The sequence below is a fragment of the Pirellulales bacterium genome (assembly GCA_035499655.1).
GTDB lineage: Bacteria > Planctomycetota > Planctomycetia > Pirellulales > JADZDJ01 > DATJYL01.
The window spans coordinates 1-24,462 of sequence record DATJYL010000101.1 but is presented as its reverse complement, the minus strand read 5'-3'; the positions used below and the strand labels follow the sequence as shown (position 1 = coordinate 24,462).

Sequence of the window (24,462 nt, the reverse complement as noted above, 5' to 3'; positions counted from 1 at the left end):
ACGGGCCAGCGAGCCGCCGGGTTCATCCCGGCGGTAATATCGCTGGCGATTTAGCCGCCGAGCTTGCTCGGCGCTGACCCAGCGACACACGGAACCACAGCCGCTTCCCCCACCAACCAAAAACGCACGACCCCTCGGGGCAGACGACACCGGAAACTTTTTAACAAAGAGTCCGCAAATGCTTTCCTGCGCGCACAGCTCAGCTGGATTGGTGCGCTTCGGCATAAATTCGCAATGCCGCACGGACACGCTCTTCCCAGCCCGGCCCTGTTTGGCGAAACCAAGCCAGCACGTCAGAATCGACTTGCAGCGTGATCGGCACTGGATTGCCTGGCATGCGCAATTTGGCCTTGGCAAAGAAATCGTTACCCACCGGCGGCACTTGCGATGTGTCAATCGTTTGATCGCTCAGTGCGTCAACCTTGGCCCAATCGGTCCTTGAGGAATTGCTCATATTGGCTTTGCTCATGGGTTAGCGCCTTTCGCAACGAGATTATACGAATGGCGTCTTCCCGCTCTGTAAAAACGACCACAACGACACGACCCTGTAATAACCCGATGCCGATCCAGCGATCTTCTCCGTAATCTTTGCTGTCGTCCAAGGCCACGGCCATGGGAAATTCGAACAATTGCCAAGCATCCGTAAAATCGATTCCGTGGATGCGGATGTTTGATTCATTCTTGGCTTCGTCCCATTCGAATTGCATCGCCTCAGCCTATATCATCATATCATGCTGGGCAAGCAAAGTCTGTCGTGCGGTAGCGGCCCGAAATGCTAAATGCCAAATGTTCGCGAGTGTACTTGGTGGGTCGTTCGTCCCGGCACGCCCGAATCGTCATTCGTCATTTCCCCGTCATCGGGTGCTGTTGGAAAAAATCCCAAATCATGTCGTTGGCGGAAATTTGCTGCGTCGCTTTGCCCAGAGTGTTTTCCATGGCCGGCAGCATGGGGCGGCCGGGCCAGTTGTGCCCACCGCCGGTAATTTGAATCAGCACCACTTCGCTCCCGTCTTTGCCCGGGCCATAGGTGTAGCGCTTCACGCTGGTGCCGTCGTCCACTTTGTTGGGCAGCGTTTCCACGCGCGGCGTGTCGGGACAGCCGTCGAGCTTGGCCCAAATGTGCATGGTGTCGTCCACGCCTTTGCAGTGCAGCAGCTCCTGCGCGGCGCTACGGCTGCCGTCGTAGGGGACCAGTTTGTCGAGTGTGCCGTGAAAGTGCAGCACCGGCACGGGCCGCGTCAAATGCACGTCGTCCTGGCACAGTGTGCCGGAAATCGGCGCGATGGCGGCAATGCGGTCGCTCATTTCGGCGGCCAGGCGGTAGCACATCATGCCGCCGTTGGAAATGCCCGTGGCGTAAATGCGCTTGCCATCAACATTCAACACCGCGCCCAAGTCGTCCAGCACCGCGCCGAGAAATTTCACATCGTTGGGCGGAGTGCGTGGCAGCAACCCTTGCCGGTCGCGCCCACCGGAGTTCCAAAACAGCGCCGTGTCGCGCATACCGGTTCCGTTGGGATACACCGCGATGAAATTATTTTGGTCGGCGGTGCGGTTCAGGCCGGAATAAATGGCCGTGATGGGCCCGTTGGTCCACGCGCCGTGCAGCACCAACACCACCGGTGTGGGCTGCTGCGGATTGTACTTTTCGGGCACATATACTTGAAACGATCGCTCGCGATCATCCACCGTCAGCGTGCGGTTGTGGGTTCCCGGTGCAAGCGGTTGGACGTCGGCGCCCAGCGCCAGGGCGCAACAAAGAAGAACAGCGTTCATGGCAGAAGTTCCCGTGATTGGCAAAATGAAGGGCCCGCCGAAATGAAACCTGTGGCCGGGCTATCCAATTATAGAACCAAGAACGAGACCGGCGGTATCGCAGAAAACCGCGGCGCTGAATGGGTGAACTCGTTCTGCCTTCCGCCTTCTGCTGTCTGCTTTCTGCCTTCTCTCAAGCCGCTTTGCGCTGCCCGTGGGGGCGTGAGACTTTCAGCAAATCGCCCATCGCCATGCGGATGATTTCGTCCATGGCCGTTTGCCGAACCGCCGCCGCCACCGCGCCGGAACAATGGGTGCTTTCGACCAGCACCAGCATTTCCTGATCCAGCACCGACGCCGAGCGGGCCCGAATGTAACCCCGCGCCGCCGGCAGGCTGAGACGGTGGACGTTTTGTCCCAGCCGCAATGCTACCTCGGCCTGGCACTGCTGCGCAACTTCGGCTCCCCACGCGGCAATTTGGCGGGCAGCGCTTTGTGTTTCAATCCAATTCAAAAGCGACATGATGCACTCCCAGAGGACGCTCGACCTTATCGGAGCAAACAAATTCCAAACTGTTTTCCGCCCGCTGTTGCCTTTTTCGACTGTTCGGACAGCGCCGCCGAAAGGCAACCGCTAGCGAACTGGGCGGCGATTCAAGTTGTCTGGTGGAAAAGTCGATTCCAAGGGGAGACTCGTTATGATAAGCAAGTCTTGACCGTTCGTCCGGGTTTTCCTAAGTTACCAGAATGAACGTGCGGTCAGAAGAAGCATAGTCGGCGCCGTCGCCAAGAGGCTAAGGCAGCGGATTGCAAATCCGCCATCGTCGGTTCGACTCCGACCGGCGCCTTTGAAGAAACCGTTTGGTCCACAATCGGTCACCCATTTCGCGGATTGCATCCGTCAGGGCTCGGTCAAAATTAGGCGAGGCCGGCTTACGCCTTCGACGGTGTCCCGTTCTCCGACGGGAGTTCTGCCGCGAGTTCTTCTTGCAGATCGTGCACCAGCGGAAAATCGACCACGATGATGGTTCCTTTCCCCAGGGCCGTTTCAATGGTGGCCACGGTTCCCAGTAGCCGGGCGCGCTGCCTGATGCCCTGCAAGCCGAACTGCTCCTCTTGCACTTTACTGGGATCAAAACCGCAGCCCCAATCGCGAATGATCAGCCGCACCCACAGGCCGTGCTGCAGCAATTCGACCAGCGCCCGCCGCGAGTGGCTGTGTTGGCGAATGTTGGACAACCCTTCTTGCGTGATGCGGAAAATGGCCACTTCCAGGGGCGCCGCCAAGCGGCCGAAATAAGACAGGTTGACGAAATCGATCTGCGGAATCTCGGGCCGCGACTCGTTCACCAGATATTCCAAGGCGGCGGCGACGCCTTGCTCGTCGAGGATCGGGGGGCGCAAGCCGCTGATCAGGCGTCGGGCTTCGGCCAAGGCATCGCGCAGCAAACTCAAGCCACGGTTGAAATCGGCGGATTGCGATTGACCCTTTCGCGATTTGCCGGCCTCGGCGGAGGCTTCCAAGTGCATCAGTCCGCCGGTCAGATATTGCACCAGGCCATCGTGAATATCGTAGGCCACCAGTTGGCGTTCGCGCTCTTGCAGGTCGAGCAAGCGGCGCAACAGTTGCTGTTCGCGCTTCAATTGCTCTTCGGTCTGCTTACGATGCGTAATATCGGTGGCGATACGAACCACCGATTCCACGCGGCCGTTGTGATAAATCGGTCCCAGGCGGGCCGCAAACCAGGCGCTGCCCCCTTCCGGCCGGTGAATCAGGGCTTCGTATTGCTGAGGCTGCCCGGTCGTGCAGACGGCTTGGTGCGCTTGCCGGGCGGCGTCCCAGAACTCCGGATCAATGTAATCGTAGACGCTTCGTCCCAGCGTGGTTTTGAAGCCAGGCGTGGACCGATTGATAAACTTGATCGTGCCGGCAAGGTCCGTGAGAATGATAATATCGGGCGCATTTTCTACGAGTGACCGCCACTTGGCTTCGCTTTGCTCCAGCTTAGCTTCGTACTCTTTCGATTGAGTAACGTCGCGCAAGGAGCCGGACATGCGCAGCAGTCGTCCTTGCTCATCCCACACGCCTTGTCCACGCGCGCTGAACCAGCGATATTCCCCCGATTTGACGCGCAGGCGATATTCAATGTCGTAAGGGCGCTTATGTTCGATATGCTCCACCAGGGCCGCGAAGACGCGCTGGCGATCGTCGGGATGGAGCAGCAATTCCCAACTTGATAGCACACTGGGAAACTCTTCGTCGTTGTATCCCAACAACTGCTTCATCCGTTGCGAATACCAAACTTTGGTGTCGGGTTGGTCCCACGGCCCGCCCATAGGTTGGGCATCCCACAGACCATCGTTGGCGCCGCGGACCGCCAATTCAAACCGCTCGATGCTATTCCGCAATTGGAGCTCGACGTCAGCGGATTTGATTCGGCTTTGCACGCGCCGGGCCGCAATCTGCAATCGAACCCGCAAGAGGTCAGGGTCGGACGGATACGGCAGGTAGTCGTCGGCGCCGGCGTCAAGCAGGGTTTGCAATTGGGAGGCCGTGGTGTGCCGTGTCACGATCAAAATGAGCGAGCGGCAACGAGGATCGGTTTCACGAAATTGTCGGCACGCAGCCAAACCATCGAGTTTGGATATTCCCCAACCAACGACGACCAATGCGGGAGGCGGAGCAGCGAAATCCTTCAGCGCCGTGGCAACATCGTCCAGCACGATGGGCTCAAAGCCGGCTTCAAGCAACGCGGCAACTAACAGTTCCGACAACTCTTGCAGATCGAGAAGAACAAGGGCTTGCATGGCGCTGGGATGGGTTTGCAGTGAGCTAACGAGTGTTTCCTCAACGGACATAATTCTAAGGTTTCATTTTAATGTATGTGCAACGCCGAGATGACCCTGGGCACGGATGGAACAGATCGAATCATGAAAAATCTCAATTTCTGGGCTAAAAATTCTTGCAAAAACGGGCGTCGGAAAATTTGGATATTGCAGCCCGTGAGACGGGCCTGCGCGGGAACGCGGAGCGATTCCGAGGCGGCGGTTTGGCAGGCGACGAAAATAATCAGGGACCCATTGTGAGCAGGTTTTGCCAAATAATTCCCAGAAATACCAGGGCTGGAAGACACTGTCCGTACTATCGCAAGCGGGTAAGTGAGTGTGTCCCTCGAAGGCGCCAAGACATCAACCGAAAAAGCGCCTGACAAACGCCCCCCCAGGCGGAACGAGAAAAACTTCTAGACCGCCGTACCTTCGAGTGTGATGGGAACTCCAGGCGGGTGGTTGCACTGTGCAATGGGAACGGCGAAATTTGCGGCTTCGATTTTCCGGCTTGCGCCAAAGCCGGTTGTCGGATTCATGGAAGTGCGGATTGATAATCGTCGCAGGGTCACCGTTAGGCGCCCTGCCTTAGGCAACGTCCGTGGTTGCCTGTTTCTTATCAATCTGGTTGCCAAGACAACCTGCGAGAGACGCGGCGCAGTTTCTACGCGCTTTTCCTGCCTCCTCGGGGGAATGTCGAATGAGCATCAAGCTTCTCATCGCCGACGATCATGAAATGGTTCGAGTTGGACTGAAAGTGCTCCTGGCCGGCGCGGACATAAAAATCATCGCCGAAGCGGCCGGCGGCGAGGCGGCGGTACGATTAGCGCTGAAACATCGCCCCGATGTGGTCCTGCTGGATGTTCGAATGCCCGATGGCGACGGCCTGACCGCGCTGGGCCGCATCAAACTGGATCGTCCGGAAATGCCGGTCATCATGTTTTCCGGTTTTGACAATCCCACGTACGTGGCCCGGGCGGTGGCGCTGGGGGCCAGCGCCTATGTGCTGAAAAGTTCCAGCAAAGAGAAACTGTTGGAGGCCATTCGCCAAGCGGCCCGGGGAGAATCCACGTGGACTCGGGAAGAACTGCGCCGCGTCAGCGGCGCGTTGGCCGCGCCGCGGCTGTCTGCCGATCACGAAGTGCCCCTGACGCAGCGAGAAAGCGAAGTGGTCCAAAAGCTGACCTTGGGCTTCACCAATAAAGAGATCGCGCAGTCGCTCAAAATCAGCTATGAAACGGTCAAGGAACATGTGCAAAATGTGTTGCGAAAAATCGGCGTGACCGATCGCACACAAGCGGCAGTATGGGCCGTGCGCCGCGGCATCGTGTGAAGCGGCCGAATCGACTGCTAGCACGGCTCATTGCTGCTGTGCCAATTCGCGCAATCGCGCCCGCCGCACGGAGGTTTTTTCAAACTCCCCATCCGTCATATCCGATAAAGCTGAAGAGGGCTTTCTTCCCGCGGAACGCTGCTTTTTTGACGGGAAAACAGGCTCGGAATGCAGTGGCGAGGTTGCGTCCTGCGGGGGGGGGGTATCGCTCATGAATGCGGGCAGAATTGCGGCCATCATCCCGTTTTTCAATCGACAGCAGTCGCTTCTGGCCACGCTCCGGTGCGTGGAATCGCAAACGCACCTTCCCTCGCAGTTGGTCCTTGTGGACGACGGCTCCACCGACCGCGGCGCCGAGGTGGTGACTGACTGGATCGAACAGCTCCACGGCCGATTCGATTGCCGTCTGCTCCGCAAGCCTAACGGGGGCGCGGCATCGGCCAGAAATCACGGCCTGTCACAGGCCCAGCCCAGCGAGTATGTGGCCTTTCTCGATTCCGACGACCATTGGCCGGCCGATTTTCTGGCACGCACCCAGGCTGCGCTGGCGGCTCATCCTACCGCCGTGGCCGCCACGTGCGATCGGCGCTTTGTGTTTGCCGATGGCCGCAAAAACAAACTTGAAAGCTGCTCGCCCATCGCCCAAGCGCCGAGCCTGTGGTTGCTGGAGCGCGGCGCAGGCATCGCCTCTTGCACGTTGTTTCGGCGGAGCGAAGTGGAACGCCAAGGCGGATTTGATCTGACATTGCCCACCGGGCAAGATGCCGCGTTGTACCTGCCGCTTACTCTGCGCGGGCCGTGGTTATACGTGGCGGGGGAAGCGGTGGATTTCTCTCGCGGAGTGGCGCAGCATGCCGGCGACGAAGGAAACCTGAGCCAAAAATACGCGGACAGCCATCTTGCTTGGGCTCAAATCTACGAAGAGTTTTTTGTTCGCCGCGGAGGTCAAGCCTGGCTGAGCCATCCCCGCTGTCGGCGAACGTTGGCCAGAAGGTGGTTTCAGGCCGGGCGGCAGTTGCTGCGGCTGGGCGCGCACCACAAAGCCTTGGCCAGTTTTCGAAAATCGCGGGCCTGGAACCCGTGGAAAGCCAGATACTATGCCGGTTTATTCCGCGCCTGGTTTGCAATGCGCAGCCGCTCATCGACAGATTCTTACGCCGCATCGCAGGCCACGGCCACACTGCGTTGAGTTTTCACGCTGTTTTGAGCTTCGCTTCCGGCGGGCCTCGTTTTCATAACGCCTTGCTCTCGATCTATTCGCGATTTTTGCCTGCGGAATTCGCGGCAAATTTTCCGCTGGCGTTCGCTTGCCAGACCGGTCACAATATCGAGCGAACCTGTTTCCTGCTTGCCGGTCATCATAAAATGCATTGGAATAAAAATGCGTTAGAGCGCTGTGAAGTTGCTAGCACTGCGAAAGCGAAGCCGCCGTGAGTGAACCATCATCGTATGCTGCCCGGCGTTCGGAACACGCGGCGGCCGAAGAAGCACCTGCCGCTGATATTTCTGGCCGGGGCGCCCCGCGCCGGCCGGAGAATTCCACGATGGAAACGCTGGAAACTATCTCCGCGCCGCCGGCACACGCCATTCCGCCAAAAATAAGCCGCCGCTGGGTCACCGCCGCGCTGCTCATTGTGATGGTCTTGGCCGCCATGGAACTGACCGTCACCAGCACGGCCATGCCGACAATTATCGGCGATTTGCACGGCCTGGAGCATTACTCGTGGGTCATGTCGGTGTACTTGCTGATGTGTACGGTCAGCATGCCCATTTACGGCCGCCTAGCCGATGCCTGGGGGCGCAAGCGCGTGTTGCTGTGGGCCATCGCGCTGTTTGCCATCGCCTCGGTGTTGGCCTCCGCCTCGCAATCCATGTGGCAATTGATCGTCTTTCGTGGCATCCAGGGTTTGGGCGCCGGAGGAATCATGCCCGTGGTGCTCACGATTCTAGGCGATATTTTCACGCTGGAAGAACGGGCCAAAATTCAAGGTTGGTTTAGCGCCGTGTGGGGCACCTCGTCGCTGGCCGGACCGGCCATTGGCGCTTTGCTGGTCGATACCTTTGGTTGGCGATCGATTTTCTTCGTGAATTTGCCGTTCGGCGCCTTGGGGTTTGCCGTGCTGGTGTGGCAATATCACGATCACGAAAAACCCCACTCCACCGATCTCGATTTGCCGGGCACTACGCTGCTGGCCATCGCCTGCACGGCAATCATGGGCTTGGTGTTCGCGCTGGAGCAGGACGGGTTTCCTCCGGCCGCGGCATTTTTCATTTTGCTGGTGGCGGTGATTGCTTTGGCCTGGTTTATTCGAGTCGAACGCAGCGCGGAAAACCCGCTGCTGCCGCCGGCGTTGTTAGTGCAGCGCGCCATTGGCCCCGCGATGTTGGCCAGCGCATTGATGGGCGTGGGATTTTTCAGCGTCGATACGTATGTTCCGCTGTACGTACAGGGGACAACCGGCGCGGGGGCGAAAGCGGCGGCCGGCGTGGTCACGCCGGTCATGCTGGCCTGGGCGTCCAGCGGCGTCTTCGTGGCCCCGATCATTGTTCGCTGGGGCTTTCGGCGGACCGCCGTGGCCGGCAGCGCGCTGATGGCCTTCGGCTTTTTCGCCCTGTTTGTTTGTGCCCTGCTGCACGCCAGTGGCTGGGTCCTTGCCGCCGTCTTGATGATTGCCGGCGTTGGTTTTGGCTCGTCGTCCATGCCGCAAATTTTGTCGGTGCAGCACAGCGTCACGTGGCAGCAGCGCGGCATTGTCACCAGCGCCATTCAATTTTTTCGCAGCATGGGGGGCGCTATCGGCATTGGTCTGTTGGGGGTTTTGTTCAACGCCTTGGCCGCGCCGCAAATGCAGCAATTGCGGCAAATGGGCATCAGCCCCGCCAGCCTGATGGACAAACAAAAACGCGCCCAATTGCCCCCCACGGTGCAGCCCATCATTTCGCAGATGATCGGCTCGGGCCTGACGTGGGTCTTCCTGGCGATGGCCATCGTCGCCGTGGTACAGGTCGGCGTCAGCTTTCTTATGGCCGGCGACGACGAACATCCGGCCACGACGGCCGAAACCAACGCGCTGGAAGCGCACGCGATTTGACGCTTTCGGCCCCACCGGCGCCATCTTTTTTTCCTCCCGCCAGCGCCGTCAAAAAATTGCGCTAAATTGCGGCACGCGTCCCGCTTTTTTGAGATAATTGCCCTTCGGCGGGCGACATCTCTACAAACACCGCTCCGGCTGCCCAAACGGCGGGAGCACACGCAGGACAGCGCATGCCGCAGCTTACAGCCCAACTGCTGGCGGAATTGCTCGATCGCCACGGCCCGGCGCTCAAGCTGTACGCGCGCCAGTGGTGTGCCGCTCCCGACGACGTGGTGCAGCAAGCGCTGATCGACCTGTCCGCCTGTGCCGAACTGCCGGCCAATCCGGCCGCCTGGTTGTTTGCCGTGGTGCGTCGCCAAGCGATCAGCCAAGCCCGGTTTGATCGCCGCCGCCGGCAGCACGAAGCCGCAGCAGCAGCCCAGTGGTTCCAGCGCTCGCAAACGCATCAGGCCGACGTCGAAACGGCGGCCGCGGCGCTGGCCGAACTGCCGCTGACGGAACGTGAAATTGTGATCGCCCACTTATGGGGCCGGTTAACCTTCGCTGAAATTTCCCAGTTGATTGGAATATCCTCCAGCACGGGCCAGCGCCGTTTTGAAGCCGCCGTTCACCGCCTGCGCGAAAAATTGAACCCCGACCGAATCAACATCCCTTGTCCGAAAACCGAGATGTAAACATGCAATTCCATCGTGACGAAAATTTGCCACCGGAAACGGCCCGCATTCTCGGCCAGTTGCAGCCAGAACCGCTGGAGATCAACCGAGACGAATTATTTTTTCAGACCGGTTTGGCGATGGGGACACGCCGCCATGCGTCGCCCCACATCTGGCCCGCTGTCGCCGCCGCGCTGCTCTTGGTCAGCATCGGCCTGAGCATGGTCGTGGTTCGTCAACACGGCGCCATCCTCTCACTGCAAACGGGTGCCACTGGCTTTGCCAGTGCCGGGCCATCGGCCGATGCCGAAAGCAATTCTCGTTTCGCCGCCAGCGACCCGCGATTCCCCTCACAGCAGCAGCGCGATTGGCTTCGTCTGGCTTCGGCCGCCCCGCTACCCCCCGGCCGTTTAACCGCAGCCGGCTGGGAAGCGCTGCCCCCCGACTCGACCGACGCCGCTAGAGCCGCGACCGTGAGGGAGCGAAATGCCAACCCTCCGACCGGCGATTCACCCGATTCGACAAACCCCGATTCCACCCCGCACCGGCCCGCGACTTATCTGGAACTCATGCGCTTGCAACGGGAGGGCTAAACCGTGCGTCATCATCCATCCATCCATGAAATTTTGTTCGCTCTTGCAGTCACCCTGCTGGGCAGTACAAACGCTTCGGCTCAATTAAAAGCCTTGTGGGCTCCCGGTGATCCACAGCCAGAACAGATCGAAGTCATCAAGCTTACGGTTTCCCCCGCCGCCGAACCCAAGCCCGCGCTGAAATACCGCTTCCTCGTCCCGCCGGTCGACCAAATTCACGGCAACGCCGCCACGCTGTATTACAAAGCAATGATCTTCGAAGGCCCGGACCAAATCGGCGCTCTGGCTAAACTAGAGAGCGACGATGAAACGGATCATTTGTTGTTCGAAGCGCCGCTCGATCAACTGCCGCAAGAAAAAGCGGAAGAAGTCACCGCCTGGCTCCGCAGTGATCAAGGTTACGTGCTGTGGCTCGCCAAAGCCGCCCAGTGCGATGGCTGCGATTGGGAAGACCAGATTCGCGAACAAGGTATCTACACCTTGTTGCCGCAAGCCCAAAAGAGCCGGTCGCTGGCTCGCGCCATCGCCTTACGGGCCCGTTTGCTTATGGCGCAGCACAAGCCGGACGAAGCACTGGAACTACTGCGATTGAATTACGCACTGGGCGAAAATTTGGGGAAAGGCACAACGCTGGTGCAAAGCCTGGTCGGCCTGGCCATTCAAAACTTGACCCATGAGCAAACGCGCACCTTCATTTCTCTGGAGGGCTCGCCGAATTTGTATTGGGCCTTAACCGATTTAGCGACCCAGCCTGTCGATATTCGCGAAGCGCTGTCGTACGAATCGCGCTTCTGGGATTTCACCATTCACGAGTTGGCCGATATCGACCGCCGGGTTTTATCTCCGGACGAAGCGCTGACCGTTGCGACCAAGCTTCTTGAAGCACAACGAGGATGGTCAATCCATCCACCGCAGCGAGGCGAACCATCATTGCAAATTTTTGCCCTGGCAGTCTCTTTGTATCCACAAGCGCGCAGTTACTTGCTCAATGCAGGCTACACCGCCGAGCGGATCGAAGCCATGCCCGTATTGCAAACCGTTCTGCTCATGTGGTGGAAGCAATTCCAACTCGTCCGCGACGACACGTTTAAATGGTTTTCGCTCCCCGATGACGAAGTCCGACAGAATTTGACACGCAGTGAAGATGACGTGCGGGCCGCGGCATTGCAAGGCAAGGGAGGCATCTTCACCGATGCGCTGCCGGCCATTCAAGCTTGCGTCAATGCCCAGTTTCGCCACCAACGCGAGACCAATTTGCTGCGCACGGTGGAGGCCCTGCGCATGTACGCCGCCGAGCATGGCCGCTGGCCGGAAAAGTTGGACGACATCACGCAAGTGCCGGTGCCGGTTGATCCCTGGACGCAAAAACCGTTCGATTACTCCCTGAAGGACGGCGTCGCTTCGCTGGAAGCGCCGCACACGCCCAAAGCCCCCTGGCCGATTGACGCTGACCAACGTTACGAACTGACGCTGCGCCCGGCCGACGCCAAAACTCACGACATATCCTCGCAGGAGAAATAACCCGTGCGAACATTCATTGCGTCGTCGCTTGATTTCAAAAATGTAGTGGTCCCGGCGCGCCGGGATCCCCAGACGCGACAGCTTTCTAGTGCAAAACGGCTGAGGACAGCCGCCGCTACATCAAGGCAACGGTCCTTTGCGTTCAGCGTTATGCTGAGCCTGAGCGCATTGCTCGGCCTAATCTTGGCCCCCCGCTGCGCGATTTCAGCCGATCCGGCTCCCGGCACACTTACTGCACTGGCGCCGTTTGTCGACGATCAAACGGTGATGATCGCCCGGTTCGATCTCGCGCAATTCGACATCCCGCTGACCGTAAAGCAATGGCTCACGCCGTTTGCCACGACCGACGAGCAGCGGAATATTCTCACCGCCGTGGTGGAACAGTTCGACGGCTGGAGCAAGCGATTGAAAGCAGACGGCCTCAACAAAATTTACGTTGTCACCACCATCGGCCAATTGCCGAATCTTCTTCGCATCCACGCTAGGAGCCAGGACACGGTCGCGCGGTTGATTGCTAATTCCACGTTTGCCGTAGTTCCCGGCGCCGGCAGCGCGGTGATTGAAGAATTCCACAAAACGCTTCAGGACAAGGCCAAACAAACCTGGTCCGGAGTCGACCCCAAACAATGGCCCGACTGCCGCCAAATCCATGGCGCGGCGGTCATCGGCATGGGCACGCTGTTGGATCAATTAGATTCCGTGAAACCCATGGCTCGGCCGGAATTTGAAACGGCGATGGCCGCCGCCGGCGGCAAGCCGCTCTGTTTTGCCGTCGTGCCGCCGCCGATATTCGCCCGGGCTGCGGAAGAAATTTTGCGCGAGCCGGTGGCGGGAACAAAACCACCGGTAGATTATCCCATGCCTGACCTGTCCACGAGCTGGACCAACAAGCCTGGGCCATCCATCGAATTAAAACTGCCGTCAGGACACGTCCTCGCCGAGGGCTTCCGCTGGCTGGCAGTGGGCGAGGAGCCGAATTTGGAAAAATTCAATCTGCAGGTTGTCATCCAATCGGCTTCTCCCGAGGCCGCCCAAGCGCTGGCCGCTGCTATCAAAAACGCGGCCGCGGCTTATGTCCAGCAGTTGGGTCCCAACTCCGCCACTGCTGTCGCTGCGGTCGGCGCCGCGCAACTTTTTTCGCTGTTGCCGCAAGCCGAGGGCGATCAATTGCTGCTGACCATCGATACCACGCAAGCGAACCTGCTGCGTGGAGTGGCGCAAATCACGTCAACCGGAATCTCGGCCGTTGCCGTTCAGCATGAGTCATTGAACCATCTGAAAGCCATCGCTCTGGGGATGCTCAATTTTGAAGACGTCCAACATCACTACCCGGATCGCGCCATCCGCGATAAAGACGGCAAACCGCTCTTGAGTTGGCGTGTGGCGATTCTTCCCGACATCGAAGAGGCCGAACTGTACAAGCAATTCCATCTCGACGAGCCGTGGGACAGCGAGCACAACATCAAGCTACTGGACCGCATGCCGCAGGCGTATCGCAGCCCGGACACTGCTTCGCAACATCCCGGCCGCACCCGTTATTTGGCGCCCGTCGGCGAGAACACCATTTTCCCGCCCAACGGAACCGTACTCATGAAAGATATAACCGACGGCATTTCCAAAACCATCCTGGTAATCGAGGCCGATCCGGAACATGCCGTCCAGTGGACGAAGCCCGACGATTTGGAAGTCGATTTGGATAATCCCCGCCGGGGCGTCTTCAACGGGAAGCTTCCCACCTGCGCCGCCTGGGCCGACGGCAGCGCCCGTACAATTCGCAACGATGTCGACCCGAAAGTCTTACAGCGACTGTTTCAGCGCAACGACGGATTCAACATTGACGAAGGCAGCTACTAACTGCCTGCACAATCCGCAGCGGTTGCCCAGGCCGAAATGCTTGCATTTCTTCTGCTCGCTGGTTTCTTTTCCAAGCGCACGCCGCCGATTCGCCGCCTGCGGGGTTAAATGCTTTGTGGGATGCCGCGCGATTTGCTGTTGCCGGCCGCTCGCCCCCATCTTTTGCATTGCTTAATTTGCCGCCGGCAGGCAAAATGAAATTGGCACGCCGGCCAATCCAGCGGCCTTGCGAAAATCAACAAAGAACAACGACGGAACAAAGAAGTTTGTGCCCGTGAAAACCCGCCTGAATTATCCTGGTCGATTGTTTGGTCTGCTGCTGGCTGTGGCGGCGGCAGTTTTATCTGTTCTGCATTTGGCGACCATCGTCGCGGAAGAAAATCCGCAAACGGCCGCTCCCCAGGCTATTACCGCATCGGCCTCTTCTACCGTGCCGGCTAGCGCCGCTCCGGCGGAAGGGAGCGGTAAATCAACGGCAGCCAAGCCGCTGGTCACGATTACTAAAAGCACTCCGGCCACTGTCGCCGATTTGCAAACCATTCAGGCCGCCATTCAGCAAGCGGCCGCTAAAGGCATTCCGGCCACCGTGGGCATCAACATTGGCGGCGCCTTCGGCAGCGGAGTGATTGTCAGCGAAGATGGTTACATTCTTACGGCCGGACATGTGGTCGGCAGGCCGGGACGCGATGCCAACATCATCTTTCCCGACGGCAAGCGCGTTTACGCCAAAACCCTGGGCGTAAACCGCGACATGGACAGCGGCATGCTCAAAATTACCGAAGAGGGAAAATACCCGTTTGTCGAACTCGGGCATTCCGGCGATTTGAAACTGGGCCAGTGGTGCGTGACGCTGGGACACCCCGGCGGATTTTTCAAAGACCGGCCACCGGTTTTGCGGGCCGGCCGAATTTTGTATACCCGTGACGACGCCATCGGCACGGATTGCACCATTGTCGGCGGCGATTCCGGCGGCCCGCTGCTGGATACATCGGGCCGCCTGATCGGCATTCACAGCCGAATCAGTGACGGAATTACCGATAACTATCATGTTCCCATCGACACCTACCGGGACACGTGGGATCGGCTGGCCAAAGGCGAGGCCTGGGGTGGACCGCAATCTCCCGGCGGACCGCTGCTGGGCATTAACGGCCTCACGGTTCCGCAAGCGGGGGAAACGACCACGGCCGGCTGCAAAGTGACCGACGTCTTTCCCGACACACCGGCCGACGACGCCGGCCTGGCACGTGACGATATTATTGTCAGCTTCAACGGCGTCAGCATCACCAGTCTGGAAAGCTTGCAAACGCAAATTGCCAAACAGAAAATCGGCGACGAAATTACGCTGAGCATTCTCCGCGGCGACGACAAAAAGGAAATCAAAATCAAACTTGCCCGTCGAGAGTAGCGCCCCATGAAACGGCTTCAAAGACTATTGCTGACCGCCATCGCCTTGCTGATGCTCCTTGCCGCGCCCGCCTGGGCCCAACGCGGCAATTGGTTCCCCGGCAGTAATCTGCGCGACAGCCACGAGGTGCGCGCCGCCTTTCAAAGCCTGGTCGCGGCCAGCGATGCCGCCACGGTGCGCGTGGTTTGCGCCGGACGCGATGCCGTGTTGGGAACCATCGTCGGCTCGGACGGTTGGATCGTCACTAAATACAGCGAGCTGCGCGACCCGGTGGTTTGCCGCTTTCGAGACGGCCGCCAATTGCCCGCCAAGGTGGTCGGTTATGATCCCGCATTCGATCTGGCGATGCTCAAAGTCGAAGCCACGGGTTTGAAAACCGTCGATTGGAGCGATGACGAACACGGCCCCGCGGTGGGGCAGTTGCTGGCCACGGCCTCGCCGGGCGATTTGCCGCTGGCCGTGGGCGTCGTGAGCGTGCCGGAGCGCGCCATTCCCTCGCGTCCGGGCTGGTTGGGAATAAGATTCGACGGCGTCTCCAAGCCGAAAATTCAAGAAATAATGTCTCGCAGTCCCGCCGAACAGGCGGGACTGAAAGTCGATGACCTGATCGTTCAGCTGAACGATAAGCCGGTTGACGACAGTGGTGAGTTCGTAGAGTTGATTCGCAAATGCAAGCCCGGCGACGTGGTGCATTTGCTCGTCGACCGAGGCAAAGACGAATTGAATATTACCGCCACACTCAAGCGTTCCGACGAAGTGGGTATGGCCAGCCGCAGCGACCGCATGAACGAAATGGGCGGCGCGTTAAGCTACCGCTCGTTCAGCTTTCCCAGTGTGATTCAGCACGACACTGTGCTGCGTCCGGCCGATTGCGGCGGACCGTTGGTGGATTTGTCCGGCAAAGTGGTGGGGATCAACATCGCCCGGGCCGGCCGGACCGAATCGTACGCCGCCCCGGCCGACAAAGTTCGCAAACTGCTGGCCGACTTGGAAAGCGGCCGCCTGGCGCCAACCGATCCGCTGCCGGGGACCAAACAGGCCATGACGACGGGAACCTCATCGCCCGCTGACAAACAAATCGAGGATAAAAAAGCGGACGACAAAATCCCGTCCGCTGACAAAAAACCTGACGACAAGAAAGCCGCTTCGTGAGGCCGAAATTTATTCCCCGGCTCAATGAATTGGACGTTCTGCGGCCGTCGCCCGCGCCAGCATCTCGGCGAGCAATTCCAGCGGCAGTCCGACCACGTTCGACTGGCTTCCTTCGAGCACATGCACCCAGCCGAGCCGGTCTTGATAACCAAATGCCCCGGCCTTGCCTTCCCAAGCGTACGACTGCAGATATTCGTCGAGTTGTGCGTCCGATAGAACATCCATCCGCAGCTTGGTCACCGCCACGCGGGTATCGGGCGATTGGTTAGGATAATTCCACAAACAGAGACCGCTGAGGACCCGATGTTCGCGCCCGCTCAGCAGTTGCAACATTCGCCGGGCGGTGGCGATATCGGGGGGTTTGCCCAACACCTGGCCGTCGCATTCGGCCACGGTATCGCAGCCGAGGATCAACCCTCGGCCCACGCGACCGGCGACATTAGCTGCCTTTTCATAGGCCAAACGGGCGACCAATTCGGCCGGGCTTTCGCGGCTGCACACGCCGCATTCGACATTTTCGTGGGGCGCGACGACTTCGAATTGGTAACCTGCTTCGGCCAACAACTCTCGCCGCCGTGGCGAACGGCTGGCTAAAATCAACTTGGGGACAGAAGACGGCATGTAGAATGTAGAATTTAGAAAGTAGAATTTGTCGGACGTCGATTGCAACCATTCTACTTTCTACATCCTACTTTCTACATCCGCTCCCGTGCCGCTCGAAATTCTCTACGAAGACAATCACTTGCTGGCTGTGGCCAAGCCGCCGGGTTTGCCGACGCAAGGCGCGGCGGCGGGGGGCGACGGCCTGGTGATGCAGGCCAAGGATTATTTGCGGCGCAAATACCGCAAGCCGGGCAACGTATATTTGGGGGTCGTTAGCCGGCTCGATTCGCCGGTCAGCGGCGTGGTTGTTTTTGCCCGCACGTCGAAGGCGGCCGCCCGGCTCAATCAGCAATTTCGCAGCCGGCGAGTGGAAAAATTGTACTGGGCCTGGGTGGAAGGAAAAATCGACCCCCCGGCCGCCGAGTGTGTCGACTGGCTGGCGAAGGATGAACGACACCAGCGAATTGTAACCGTTTCACAGCCCGCGATAGGCGAACGTGGACCATCAACAAAATCGGCGGCCGGCCGGCCGCAGGAGGCCCGGCTGAAATACCGCCGTCTGAAAGCATTGCCTGATGCCAGCTTACTGGAAGTGATGCTGGAAACGGGACGAAAACATCAAATTCGAGTACAATTATCTGTGCGGGGCCATCCGTTAATTGGAGATAAAAAGTACGGATCGGGCCGGTTATTTGCCGGGGGCATCGCCCTGCATTGTCGCCGGGTCGTGATTGAACATCCGGTCAAAAAAACGCTGCTGGAAATCACCGCCCCAGCGCCAAAATCGTGGAAACAGTTCGCCGTGTAAGGAACGCTGCCAATATCTGAACCCTGAACCCTCATCTCTCTCCACCGTACGCTGCCTTCTAACTACTGCTCCACGTGGAACGCAAAAAGAAAAATTTCCGCACGTGCGTCCTGACCAGCGGCCTGGTGACCCCGGCCGAGCTGGACCAGGTGATTGTCGCACTGTGGACCGAACGCAGCGGCGGGCGGAGCGCCGCGCAGGTCGAAATTGCCGAACAGGAATTGGCCGACAGGCTCGTTGCCGAAAACAAACTCACGCCCTATCAGGCCAAGCAACTGCTTTCCGGCTTAACCAAGTTGAAGCTTGGGCAATATCGCATCTTGGAACCGATTGGCCACGGCGGCATGGGGGAGGTGTTCAAGGCGGAACACACAATCATGGGGCGGATTGTGGCGGTGAAAGTGCTGCCGCTTCACAAATCGACGCCGGCCGCCACCGCCAGCTTCATGCACGAAATTCGCTCTCAGGCCCGGTTGCAGCACGTCAATTTGGTCCAAGCGTACGATGCCGGCCACGACGGCAACGTGTATTACCTGGTCACTGAATATGTGCCCGCCATCGATTTGCGAAAATATGTGCGCATCCATGGCCCGCTCACCATGAAGGCGGCCGCCACGATCATCACGCAGGCGGCGAAGGGGTTGGGGCACGCCCACGAACAGGGGCTGATCCATCGCGACGTGAAGCCGGGAAATTTGCTGGTCACGCCCGAGGGCATCACCAAAGTTTCGGATTTGGGATTGGCCGCCTGGCTGAACGATACCGAGACCGATCCGCGGGCGGGGAAAATCGTGGGGACGGCCGATTATTTATCGCCGGAGCAAATACTCACGCCGCGCCAGGTGACGGCCGCCAGCGATGTGTATTCGCTGGGTTGCACGTTGTATTACGCGGTGACCGGCAAGGTACCCTACACCGGCGGGGGCACGCGTGACAAAACCCGGCGGCACTTGGAAGACATGCCGCTGCATCCGCGGCGGTTGAATCCCGATTTGAGCGACGCCTTTGTGGAAGTGATTGCGGCCATGATGGACAAAAACGTGGCCCAGCGCATTCAGACGGCCGCCGAAGTGGTCCGCCGGTTGGCGCCGTGGGCGGAGGATCGTGTCGATACGCCGCCAGCGATCGGCAACCCCATGGAACGCGAATTGCTCCCCTTCTCCTCGACCATTCCCCTCACGGAGGAATCCGACGGCGGCGAACCATTTTCCGCGCTGCCGGAAACCGATTGGCAATTGGAAGAAAGTTTAAGCCAGGGCTCGCAAGCGACGGAGCCGTTTGCCGCCCTCTCGGAGGAAACGATACCGGACAAATCCGATTACTGGCTGGCGCCGCCGCGACGCAAATGGTCGCAAGATTGGCTGCTTTACTCGGCCGCAGCGCTGGCCATTATTGTATTGTTGATGGTGCTGATTCACATCCTGTTCAAATAACGCCGTGTTGCCCTGCGATGACAATTTCAAGACTTTCGACCGTATCGAAGGAACTGGACGGCACGATCAACAAAGTAGCCTCCAGCAAACGTATGTCGATCAGCTTGGCAATTGCTGCCTGGGCAGTTGACCAAACCGGCCTGTCGCATCCAGTGCTTCCCAACGACATTTCCAGTGCGCAGCCCAACTTAGTTCAATCGCTTGTGGAAGAGTTAGACGAAGCCTACTTTACGCTGCAAGAAAGCGCAGAAGCGGGGACGGCGTCGGAAGAGGAAGTGACAGCCGCTTTCTCCCTTGCTCGGGCAGCCAACGCGGTTGAATTTGCCTTGCAGGGCGATCTTTCTGAAACAGCCTATGAGGCCGTCATCGCAACGGACGATTTACCCGGATTGCAGCACTTGGTGGAACGTCTACTTTTGCAAAATCCGTCCGGTTGAGATCGAGCTCATCAGGGCTTACGTCGCAAATTCCGGCCGGCGGCGGCACAGTTGATTTTGCAAGCGTTGCACAATGGAGCTGTGCATTTGGCTGACGCGGCTTTCGGAAAGATCGAGCGTGGCGCCGATTTCCTTCATCGTCAGCTCTTCGTAGTAGTACAGAATAATGATCAACCGTTCGTTGCGGTTCAGGCCTTTGGTCACGAGCCGCATCAGGTCGGTTTTTTGAATGCGGCGGGTGGGATCTTCGCCGCGTTTGTCTTCCAGAATGTCGATTTCGCGCACGTCCTTGTAGCTGTCGGTCTCGTACCATTTTTTGTTCAGACTGATGAGATTGACGGCGTTGGCCTCCAACATCATCTTTTCCAGTTCCGGCACCGAGATTTGCATGTAGGCGGCCATTTCGATCTCAGTGGGCGTGCGGCCCAAGCGGGCTTCCAACGTTTTCATGGCCTCGTTCAGCTTGCTGGCTTTGGAGCGCACCAGCCGCGGGACCCAGTCCATGGTGCGCAGCTCGTCGAGCATGGCGCCGCGAATACGGGGTACACAATAGGTTTCGAACTTGACGCCCCGCGAAAGATCGAAGGCGTCGATCGCATCCATCAGGCCGAACACGCCGGCCGAGACCAGGTCGTCCAACTCCACGCCTTCGGGCAGGCGAGCCCAGATTCGTTCGCCGTTATATTTCACCAGGGGCAGATATTGCTCGACCAAGCGGTTGCGCAATTCCTGGTTGGTAATGTCGAGTTTGAATTTGTGCCACAATTCCTGAATGTCGTCCTGTGCTACGACCGTTGCCATGCCATCCTCCATGATGTATCCGTCCCGGGTCTATCGCAGTCGAAATCCTTGACTGCGTTTCACCACGGGTTGATTCCGTTCTTTCTTTCACCTGCCCAAGAGGCCGTCCACTTTGCGCAAGCGTCAAAATTTGACAGCAGATTGCCTGGGGACGGTGTGTCTGTTCATCGACCGCTCCGGGCTCCAAATTCAGTTTTTTTGCATTTGTTTAAGCGTTTTTAACGAACCCGTCGAACCGTCTTGCGCAAGTCAGATTTTGCCTGCTAGCAGGGATTGAAATTGCTCAAATCAATTCCCCGATCCAGCGGACCGACCGATTGCACCCACGGGCCCAACACCGGCGCGTCGACCGTCGCAGTCAGCTGCCAACACCGCCGGCCGGTGAGCAACCCCAGCAGGCCGTCGCGCACTTCCTGGGTGTGCAGCACTACGGCCTCAGAGCCCAAGTCTTGGCGAATCAGATGCAATGCCGCCTGCACCGATTCAGCACGATAAGTTTTGATTTCCATGTGCATTGAGTCGCAAGTGTCTGGTGACAGGGTTACACGCTGTTACACGCTGCCTGTTGCCTGGAGCGTTCTGCCTTCTGCCTTCTGCTTTCTGCTTTCTGCTTTCTGCCTTCTGCCTTCTGCCTTCTGTCTCACTCCTCCTCACTCACCATCGCCACGGATTCAATATGTGTATCGCGAGTGATTTCGTTGTAACTTAACACCACAAGGCGGGGCAGATGCCCGGCCGTCAACTGCTTCAAACCGACGCGAATTTGGGGGCTAACCAACACGACGGGCGGATGGTTCTGGCGGGCCAACTTTTCCACGGCCTGGCTTAACCTTTTGCACGTCATTTCGATGGCCTGCGGCGACAACCGGACAAGTAATCCTCGTTCGCTTTGTTCCAGGCCGGCCTTGATGCGATCTTCCAAAGCCGGATCGAGGGTGACGACGTGCAAGGTATCGTCGGCATCGCGGTATCGAGTGCAAATGACGCGGGCCAATCGCTGGCGCACGTATTCAGTAAGTAACATGGGGTCTGTGGAGCGCGGGGCGTAATCGCCCAGCGTTTCCAAGATTGGTCCCAGTTGGCGAATCGGGACTTGCTCGCGCAAGAGCATTTGCAAGATGCGCTGCAGCTCGGCCAATTTCATTTGGCCGGGAATGAGTTCTTCCACCGTGGCCGGCGAAGTTCGCTTCAACTCGTCGATTAAATGCTTCGTGGCGTCGCGGGTGAGAATTTCGTCGGCGTGTGTGCGCACCGTTTCGTTCAAATGCGCGGCCAGCACGCCTGCCGGGTCCATTACCGTGTAACCATACAGCTGGGCCTGCTCGCGGATGTCGGGCTCGATCCACGTCGCCGGGGTGTTAAGAGCGGGCTCGCTGGATTCAATGCCGCGCACTTTGCCCGTCGTGGCGGGAGAATCGATGGCCAGCAAGAGCGCGGGTTCCAACGTCCCTTCGGCCACCATCACGGCGTTGATTTTGATGCGGTACTGAGTTTGCGCCAGCTGCAGGTTGTCGCGAATGCGGACCTTCGGCATGATGATGCCCATCTCTGTGGCGACGCTTTGGCGCACGCGCTGAATGCGCGCGAGCAAATCGCCGCCGCGTTTGGGATCAGCCAGGCGGATCAGTCCCATGCCAATTTCGATTTCCATCGGATCGGTCGTCAAATAATCTTCGATCCGTTCGTCGGGCTTCTGTTTGGCGTCGTCCTTCGCTTTGCTGGCCGCCGTGGCCGCGGCCTGCTCCTTCTGCCGCGTCAGGACCAGCGCCATCCCGACGCAACTGCCTCCGATCAATGCCAGCGGAATGGTGGGCAAATTGGTGAAAATCAACATTCCCAAAAATCCGCCGGCTACGGCCAAGGCCTGTGGACGGGAAAACAATTGTCGCAAAAACTCGCTCGGTAAATTTGTGTCGCTGGTTGAGCGCGTAATTAGCAGCCCGGCAGCCAAGGAAATCAAAAATGCCGGCACCTGGCTCACTAAGCCGTCGCCGATGGTCAGTTTGGTGAAAACATCGGCGGCTTGCGTAAAGCCCATGCCGGCTTGTGCCATGCCGATGACCAACCCGCCGATAATGTTGATCAGCGTAATCAAAATCGCGGCGATGGCATCGCCGCGGACAAATTTGCTGGCCCCATCCATCGCGCCGAAGAAATCGGCCTGCTGGGTAATTTCTTTGCGGCGGCGCTGGGCTTCGGCTTCGGTAATGCTGCCGGCGCTCAAATCGGCGTCAATCGCCATTTGCCGCCCAGGCATGCCGTCCAAGGCGAAGCGGGCCGCCACTTCGCTGATTCGTGTTGCGCCCTTGGTAATCACGACGAACTGGATGATGACGATCATCACGAAAATGACGATGCCCACCACCAACTGATTTCCCGCCACAAACTCGCCGAAGGCCCGCACCACGTGCCCCGCCGCCAGCGGGCCATCAAATGCCGCCCGAGTCAAAATCAGCCGCGTGGTCGCCACATTCAGCACCAGCCGGGCCAGTGTGGTGGCCAGCAGCACGCTGGGAAACACGCTGAATTCCAGTGGCGTGCGCACGTAAATGGTTGTCAGCAGAATGATGACCGACAGCGTGATGTTGGCCGACAACAAAATGTCCATCAGCGCCGGCGGCATCGGCACGATGATCACCAGCACGCTGGCAACAATGCTTACCGGCAGAATGAAATCCTGCCAGCGGGAAAACGGCGAACTGACGCCAGCGTGGGGTAGGACACCCGTAGCCATCCGTGACTCCGGAGCTAGTGCGCGCTTGGTGCGCAAAGGTGTTGGGGAAAACAACTCAGACGAGGGGCGGCAAAGGTATCGGAATCGCTCGGCAGTGTCCAGCCGGACTTCGCCCGGCGTTTCCGCCCGTAAAGTCTCTGCTAGCACCGCCAAACGGCGCTGTCACACGTTGTGAAAGTTTAGCCGCGACGCGCTAGCGGAGCGCGCTTTCGCTTACCATTCAAATACGTTCACGTCGAAAATTGCTGCCGCAAGTGCGCCAGGGTGGAAAATGCCGGCTTCAATTGCCGACGCTCGTCGACCAGCCCAGTATGAGGAAAATCGTCGGCGTCGGCATCGAGCAGTTGATTCCAAATGACCGCTTGCACGCTGGAGCGGGCCAACAATACCGGCAAGTATTTCTCCAGCCAGTCTTGTTGCCAGCGAGGCGTGAAAAAATCTCCGCCGCTGGGAACCGCGATCGAAACCAACAGGGGCAAACCCAACGAGCTCCAAATATCCATCTGCAGGCTGAACTCCAACAAATCGCGCGGAAGGGTCGCCTGGCAGGTGACGCCCAAATTGATTCCCAAGCCAATTCCCGATATGCCCAAGTCGGAACGAACAAATGCGTCGGCGAATTGCAAGGGGCTGATTTCGGTTTCGCGCTGCGCCATCATTTCCCCCCAGGGTTGATCGAGCGACACAATGATCGGCGTTTGCGGATCTAAGGAACGGATCACTTCCACGGCCCGCACGGCCAGCCGCAGCTTTTGTTCTTCTTCCAAGCCCAAGGCCTCGCCGGTGCCTAACCGCCCCGCGGCATTCCAAAAATGCACTTTTCCCCGATAGCGCGTCACCACCGCGCGAATATAATCGCCGGCCACCATCAGCAAATTGTCGAAATCTCCTTCCCAGAGATAAATCCAGTCGGGCAACGCGCCACGTCGCAACTCCAACAGCGGGCCACCGCAGACGCGCAAATTGTGCGCGTGGGCCCAACGAATTTGGGCATCGGTGGAGGCCCAGTTCTGCCGTCCTTCGTCGGCCTCCACGCAGCCCCAGGAAAAGGGGACGGTTGCCGCGTTAAAAGCGGCCAAAAAGGCTGTGCCCAGCGAGGCATCGGGAACCGCGTCGCCCAGCCGCCCGGCGAACAATGGCAACACCCGTTGCGGCTGCTGTTGACGAACTTTGCGCGCTTGCTCCGCCATGGCCGCCATCACACCGTCGATGGCCTTCAAGGCCGCCACAATCGATTTGTCCGCCAGCTCGGCTGAAACCGCGGGCGAATTCTGCCTAGCCACCCCTGCGATAAAGCAATTTTGCGATTCGGTGAGGTGGCCGCTCACCGCCGTGGCTTCCGCCGCGGCGGGGGGCAATTCCGCGAGTACATTTCGCAGGCGGTTCAGCGTACCGCGGGCCAATTCCAAAGGTAGATGATAGGGCTTCGCTCGTTCGACCAACGTGGCCGTGGAAAGCA

At 58.8% G+C, this 24,462-nt stretch carries 22 protein-coding genes and 1 tRNA gene; 13 read left to right on the top strand and 10 right to left on the bottom strand.

What is annotated here, in order from left to right; genetic code table 11:
* Positions 1 to 199 precede the first annotated feature (199 nt).
* From VMJ32_07365 to VMJ32_07350, 4 genes are all read right to left on the bottom strand, one after another.
* Positions 200 to 454, bottom strand: coding sequence for a BrnA antitoxin family protein (locus tag VMJ32_07365; GenBank protein ID HTQ38829.1), 255 nt, complete (start codon positions 452 to 454; stop codon positions 200 to 202).
* Positions 417 to 707 (bottom strand): BrnT family toxin, encoded by a 291-nt coding sequence (locus tag VMJ32_07360; protein ID HTQ38828.1) that lies wholly within the window; start codon positions 705 to 707, stop codon positions 417 to 419. The genes VMJ32_07365 and VMJ32_07360 overlap by 38 nt, the downstream gene beginning before the upstream one ends.
* A gap of 136 nt (positions 708 to 843) precedes the next feature.
* Positions 844 to 1,776 (bottom strand): PHB depolymerase family esterase, encoded by a 933-nt coding sequence (locus tag VMJ32_07355; protein ID HTQ38827.1) that lies wholly within the window; start codon positions 1,774 to 1,776, stop codon positions 844 to 846.
* Between the two features lie 172 nt (positions 1,777 to 1,948).
* A complete protein-coding gene (locus VMJ32_07350) occupies positions 1,949 to 2,278 on the bottom strand; it encodes a hypothetical protein (GenBank protein ID HTQ38826.1) in 330 nt (109 codons plus the stop codon).
* Positions 2,279 to 2,531: 253 nt separating this feature from the next.
* Here VMJ32_07350 and VMJ32_07345 point away from each other — a divergent pair.
* Positions 2,532 to 2,603, top strand: a tRNA-Cys gene (locus VMJ32_07345).
* An 85-nt stretch (positions 2,604 to 2,688) separates the two neighbouring features.
* Here VMJ32_07345 and VMJ32_07340 read toward each other — a convergent pair.
* Positions 2,689 to 4,563: a PAS domain-containing protein gene (locus VMJ32_07340; GenBank protein HTQ38825.1), complete on the bottom strand. Its 1,875-nt coding sequence runs from the start codon at positions 4,561 to 4,563 to the stop codon at positions 2,689 to 2,691.
* A gap of 718 nt (positions 4,564 to 5,281) precedes the next feature.
* On the opposite strand from VMJ32_07340, the gene VMJ32_07335 reads away from it, so the two are divergent.
* The 9 genes from VMJ32_07335 to VMJ32_07295 all read left to right on the top strand — a co-directional run bounded on the left by VMJ32_07335 (position 5,282) and on the right by VMJ32_07295 (position 16,187).
* A complete protein-coding gene (locus VMJ32_07335) occupies positions 5,282 to 5,914 on the top strand; it encodes a response regulator transcription factor (GenBank protein ID HTQ38824.1) in 633 nt (210 codons plus the stop codon).
* Between the two features lie 211 nt (positions 5,915 to 6,125).
* Entirely contained in the window at positions 6,126 to 7,103 is a 978-nt protein-coding gene (locus VMJ32_07330; GenBank protein ID HTQ38823.1) for a glycosyltransferase family A protein, read from the top strand.
* 241 nt (positions 7,104 to 7,344) lie between these two features.
* Positions 7,345 to 9,006, top strand: coding sequence for an MFS transporter (locus tag VMJ32_07325; GenBank protein HTQ38822.1), 1,662 nt, complete (start codon positions 7,345 to 7,347; stop codon positions 9,004 to 9,006).
* A 173-nt stretch (positions 9,007 to 9,179) separates the two neighbouring features.
* Positions 9,180 to 9,683, top strand: a complete 504-nt coding sequence (locus VMJ32_07320) for a sigma-70 family RNA polymerase sigma factor (GenBank protein HTQ38821.1) — start codon at positions 9,180 to 9,182, stop codon at positions 9,681 to 9,683.
* Between the two features lie 2 nt (positions 9,684 to 9,685).
* A complete protein-coding gene (locus VMJ32_07315) occupies positions 9,686 to 10,255 on the top strand; it encodes a hypothetical protein (protein ID HTQ38820.1) in 570 nt (189 codons plus the stop codon).
* 3 nt (positions 10,256 to 10,258) lie between these two features.
* Complete coding sequence (locus VMJ32_07310) at positions 10,259 to 11,776, top strand: hypothetical protein (protein HTQ38819.1); 1,518 nt, start codon at positions 10,259 to 10,261, stop codon at positions 11,774 to 11,776.
* Between the two features lie 183 nt (positions 11,777 to 11,959).
* Positions 11,960 to 13,630 carry a DUF1559 domain-containing protein gene (locus VMJ32_07305; protein HTQ38818.1) on the top strand — a complete coding sequence of 557 codons (1,671 nt, stop codon included), beginning with the start codon at positions 11,960 to 11,962 and terminating at the stop codon, positions 13,628 to 13,630.
* Positions 13,631 to 13,904: 274 nt separating this feature from the next.
* The gene (locus VMJ32_07300; protein ID HTQ38817.1) at positions 13,905 to 15,035 is read left to right on the top strand and encodes a S1C family serine protease; all 1,131 of its coding nucleotides are present in this window, start codon (positions 13,905 to 13,907) and stop codon (positions 15,033 to 15,035) included.
* Positions 15,036 to 15,041: 6 nt separating this feature from the next.
* Positions 15,042 to 16,187, top strand: coding sequence for a trypsin-like peptidase domain-containing protein (locus tag VMJ32_07295; GenBank protein HTQ38816.1), 1,146 nt, complete (start codon positions 15,042 to 15,044; stop codon positions 16,185 to 16,187).
* 21 nt (positions 16,188 to 16,208) lie between these two features.
* Here the strand turns inward: VMJ32_07295 and VMJ32_07290 are convergent, their stop codons facing one another.
* A complete protein-coding gene (locus VMJ32_07290) occupies positions 16,209 to 16,808 on the bottom strand; it encodes a nucleoside triphosphate pyrophosphatase (protein HTQ38815.1) in 600 nt (199 codons plus the stop codon).
* Positions 16,809 to 16,896: 88 nt separating this feature from the next.
* Between VMJ32_07290 and VMJ32_07285 the strand changes: the two genes are divergently transcribed.
* The 3 genes from VMJ32_07285 to VMJ32_07275 all read left to right on the top strand — a co-directional run bounded on the left by VMJ32_07285 (position 16,897) and on the right by VMJ32_07275 (position 19,468).
* Positions 16,897 to 17,598: an RNA pseudouridine synthase gene (locus tag VMJ32_07285; GenBank protein HTQ38814.1), complete on the top strand. Its 702-nt coding sequence runs from the start codon at positions 16,897 to 16,899 to the stop codon at positions 17,596 to 17,598.
* A gap of 74 nt (positions 17,599 to 17,672) precedes the next feature.
* The gene (locus VMJ32_07280; protein HTQ38813.1) at positions 17,673 to 19,031 is read left to right on the top strand and encodes a serine/threonine-protein kinase; all 1,359 of its coding nucleotides are present in this window, start codon (positions 17,673 to 17,675) and stop codon (positions 19,029 to 19,031) included.
* Between the two features lie 17 nt (positions 19,032 to 19,048).
* Complete coding sequence (locus tag VMJ32_07275; GenBank protein HTQ38812.1) at positions 19,049 to 19,468, top strand: hypothetical protein; 420 nt, start codon at positions 19,049 to 19,051, stop codon at positions 19,466 to 19,468.
* 18 nt (positions 19,469 to 19,486) lie between these two features.
* On the opposite strand, the gene VMJ32_07270 is transcribed toward VMJ32_07275, so the two are convergent.
* From VMJ32_07270 to VMJ32_07255, 4 genes are all read right to left on the bottom strand, one after another.
* Positions 19,487 to 20,269, bottom strand: coding sequence for a FliA/WhiG family RNA polymerase sigma factor (locus tag VMJ32_07270; protein HTQ38811.1), 783 nt, complete (start codon positions 20,267 to 20,269; stop codon positions 19,487 to 19,489).
* Positions 20,270 to 20,532: 263 nt separating this feature from the next.
* On the bottom strand, positions 20,533 to 20,778 hold the full coding sequence (locus VMJ32_07265; GenBank protein ID HTQ38810.1) for a hypothetical protein: 246 nt from the start codon (positions 20,776 to 20,778) through the stop codon (positions 20,533 to 20,535).
* A gap of 131 nt (positions 20,779 to 20,909) precedes the next feature.
* Positions 20,910 to 23,003 (bottom strand): flagellar biosynthesis protein FlhA, encoded by a 2,094-nt coding sequence (flhA, locus tag VMJ32_07260; GenBank protein HTQ38809.1) that lies wholly within the window; start codon positions 23,001 to 23,003, stop codon positions 20,910 to 20,912.
* Positions 23,004 to 23,233: 230 nt separating this feature from the next.
* The coding region (locus VMJ32_07255; GenBank protein ID HTQ38808.1) for an endo-1,4-beta-xylanase at positions 23,234 to 24,462 on the bottom strand (1,229 nt) is incomplete at its 5' end.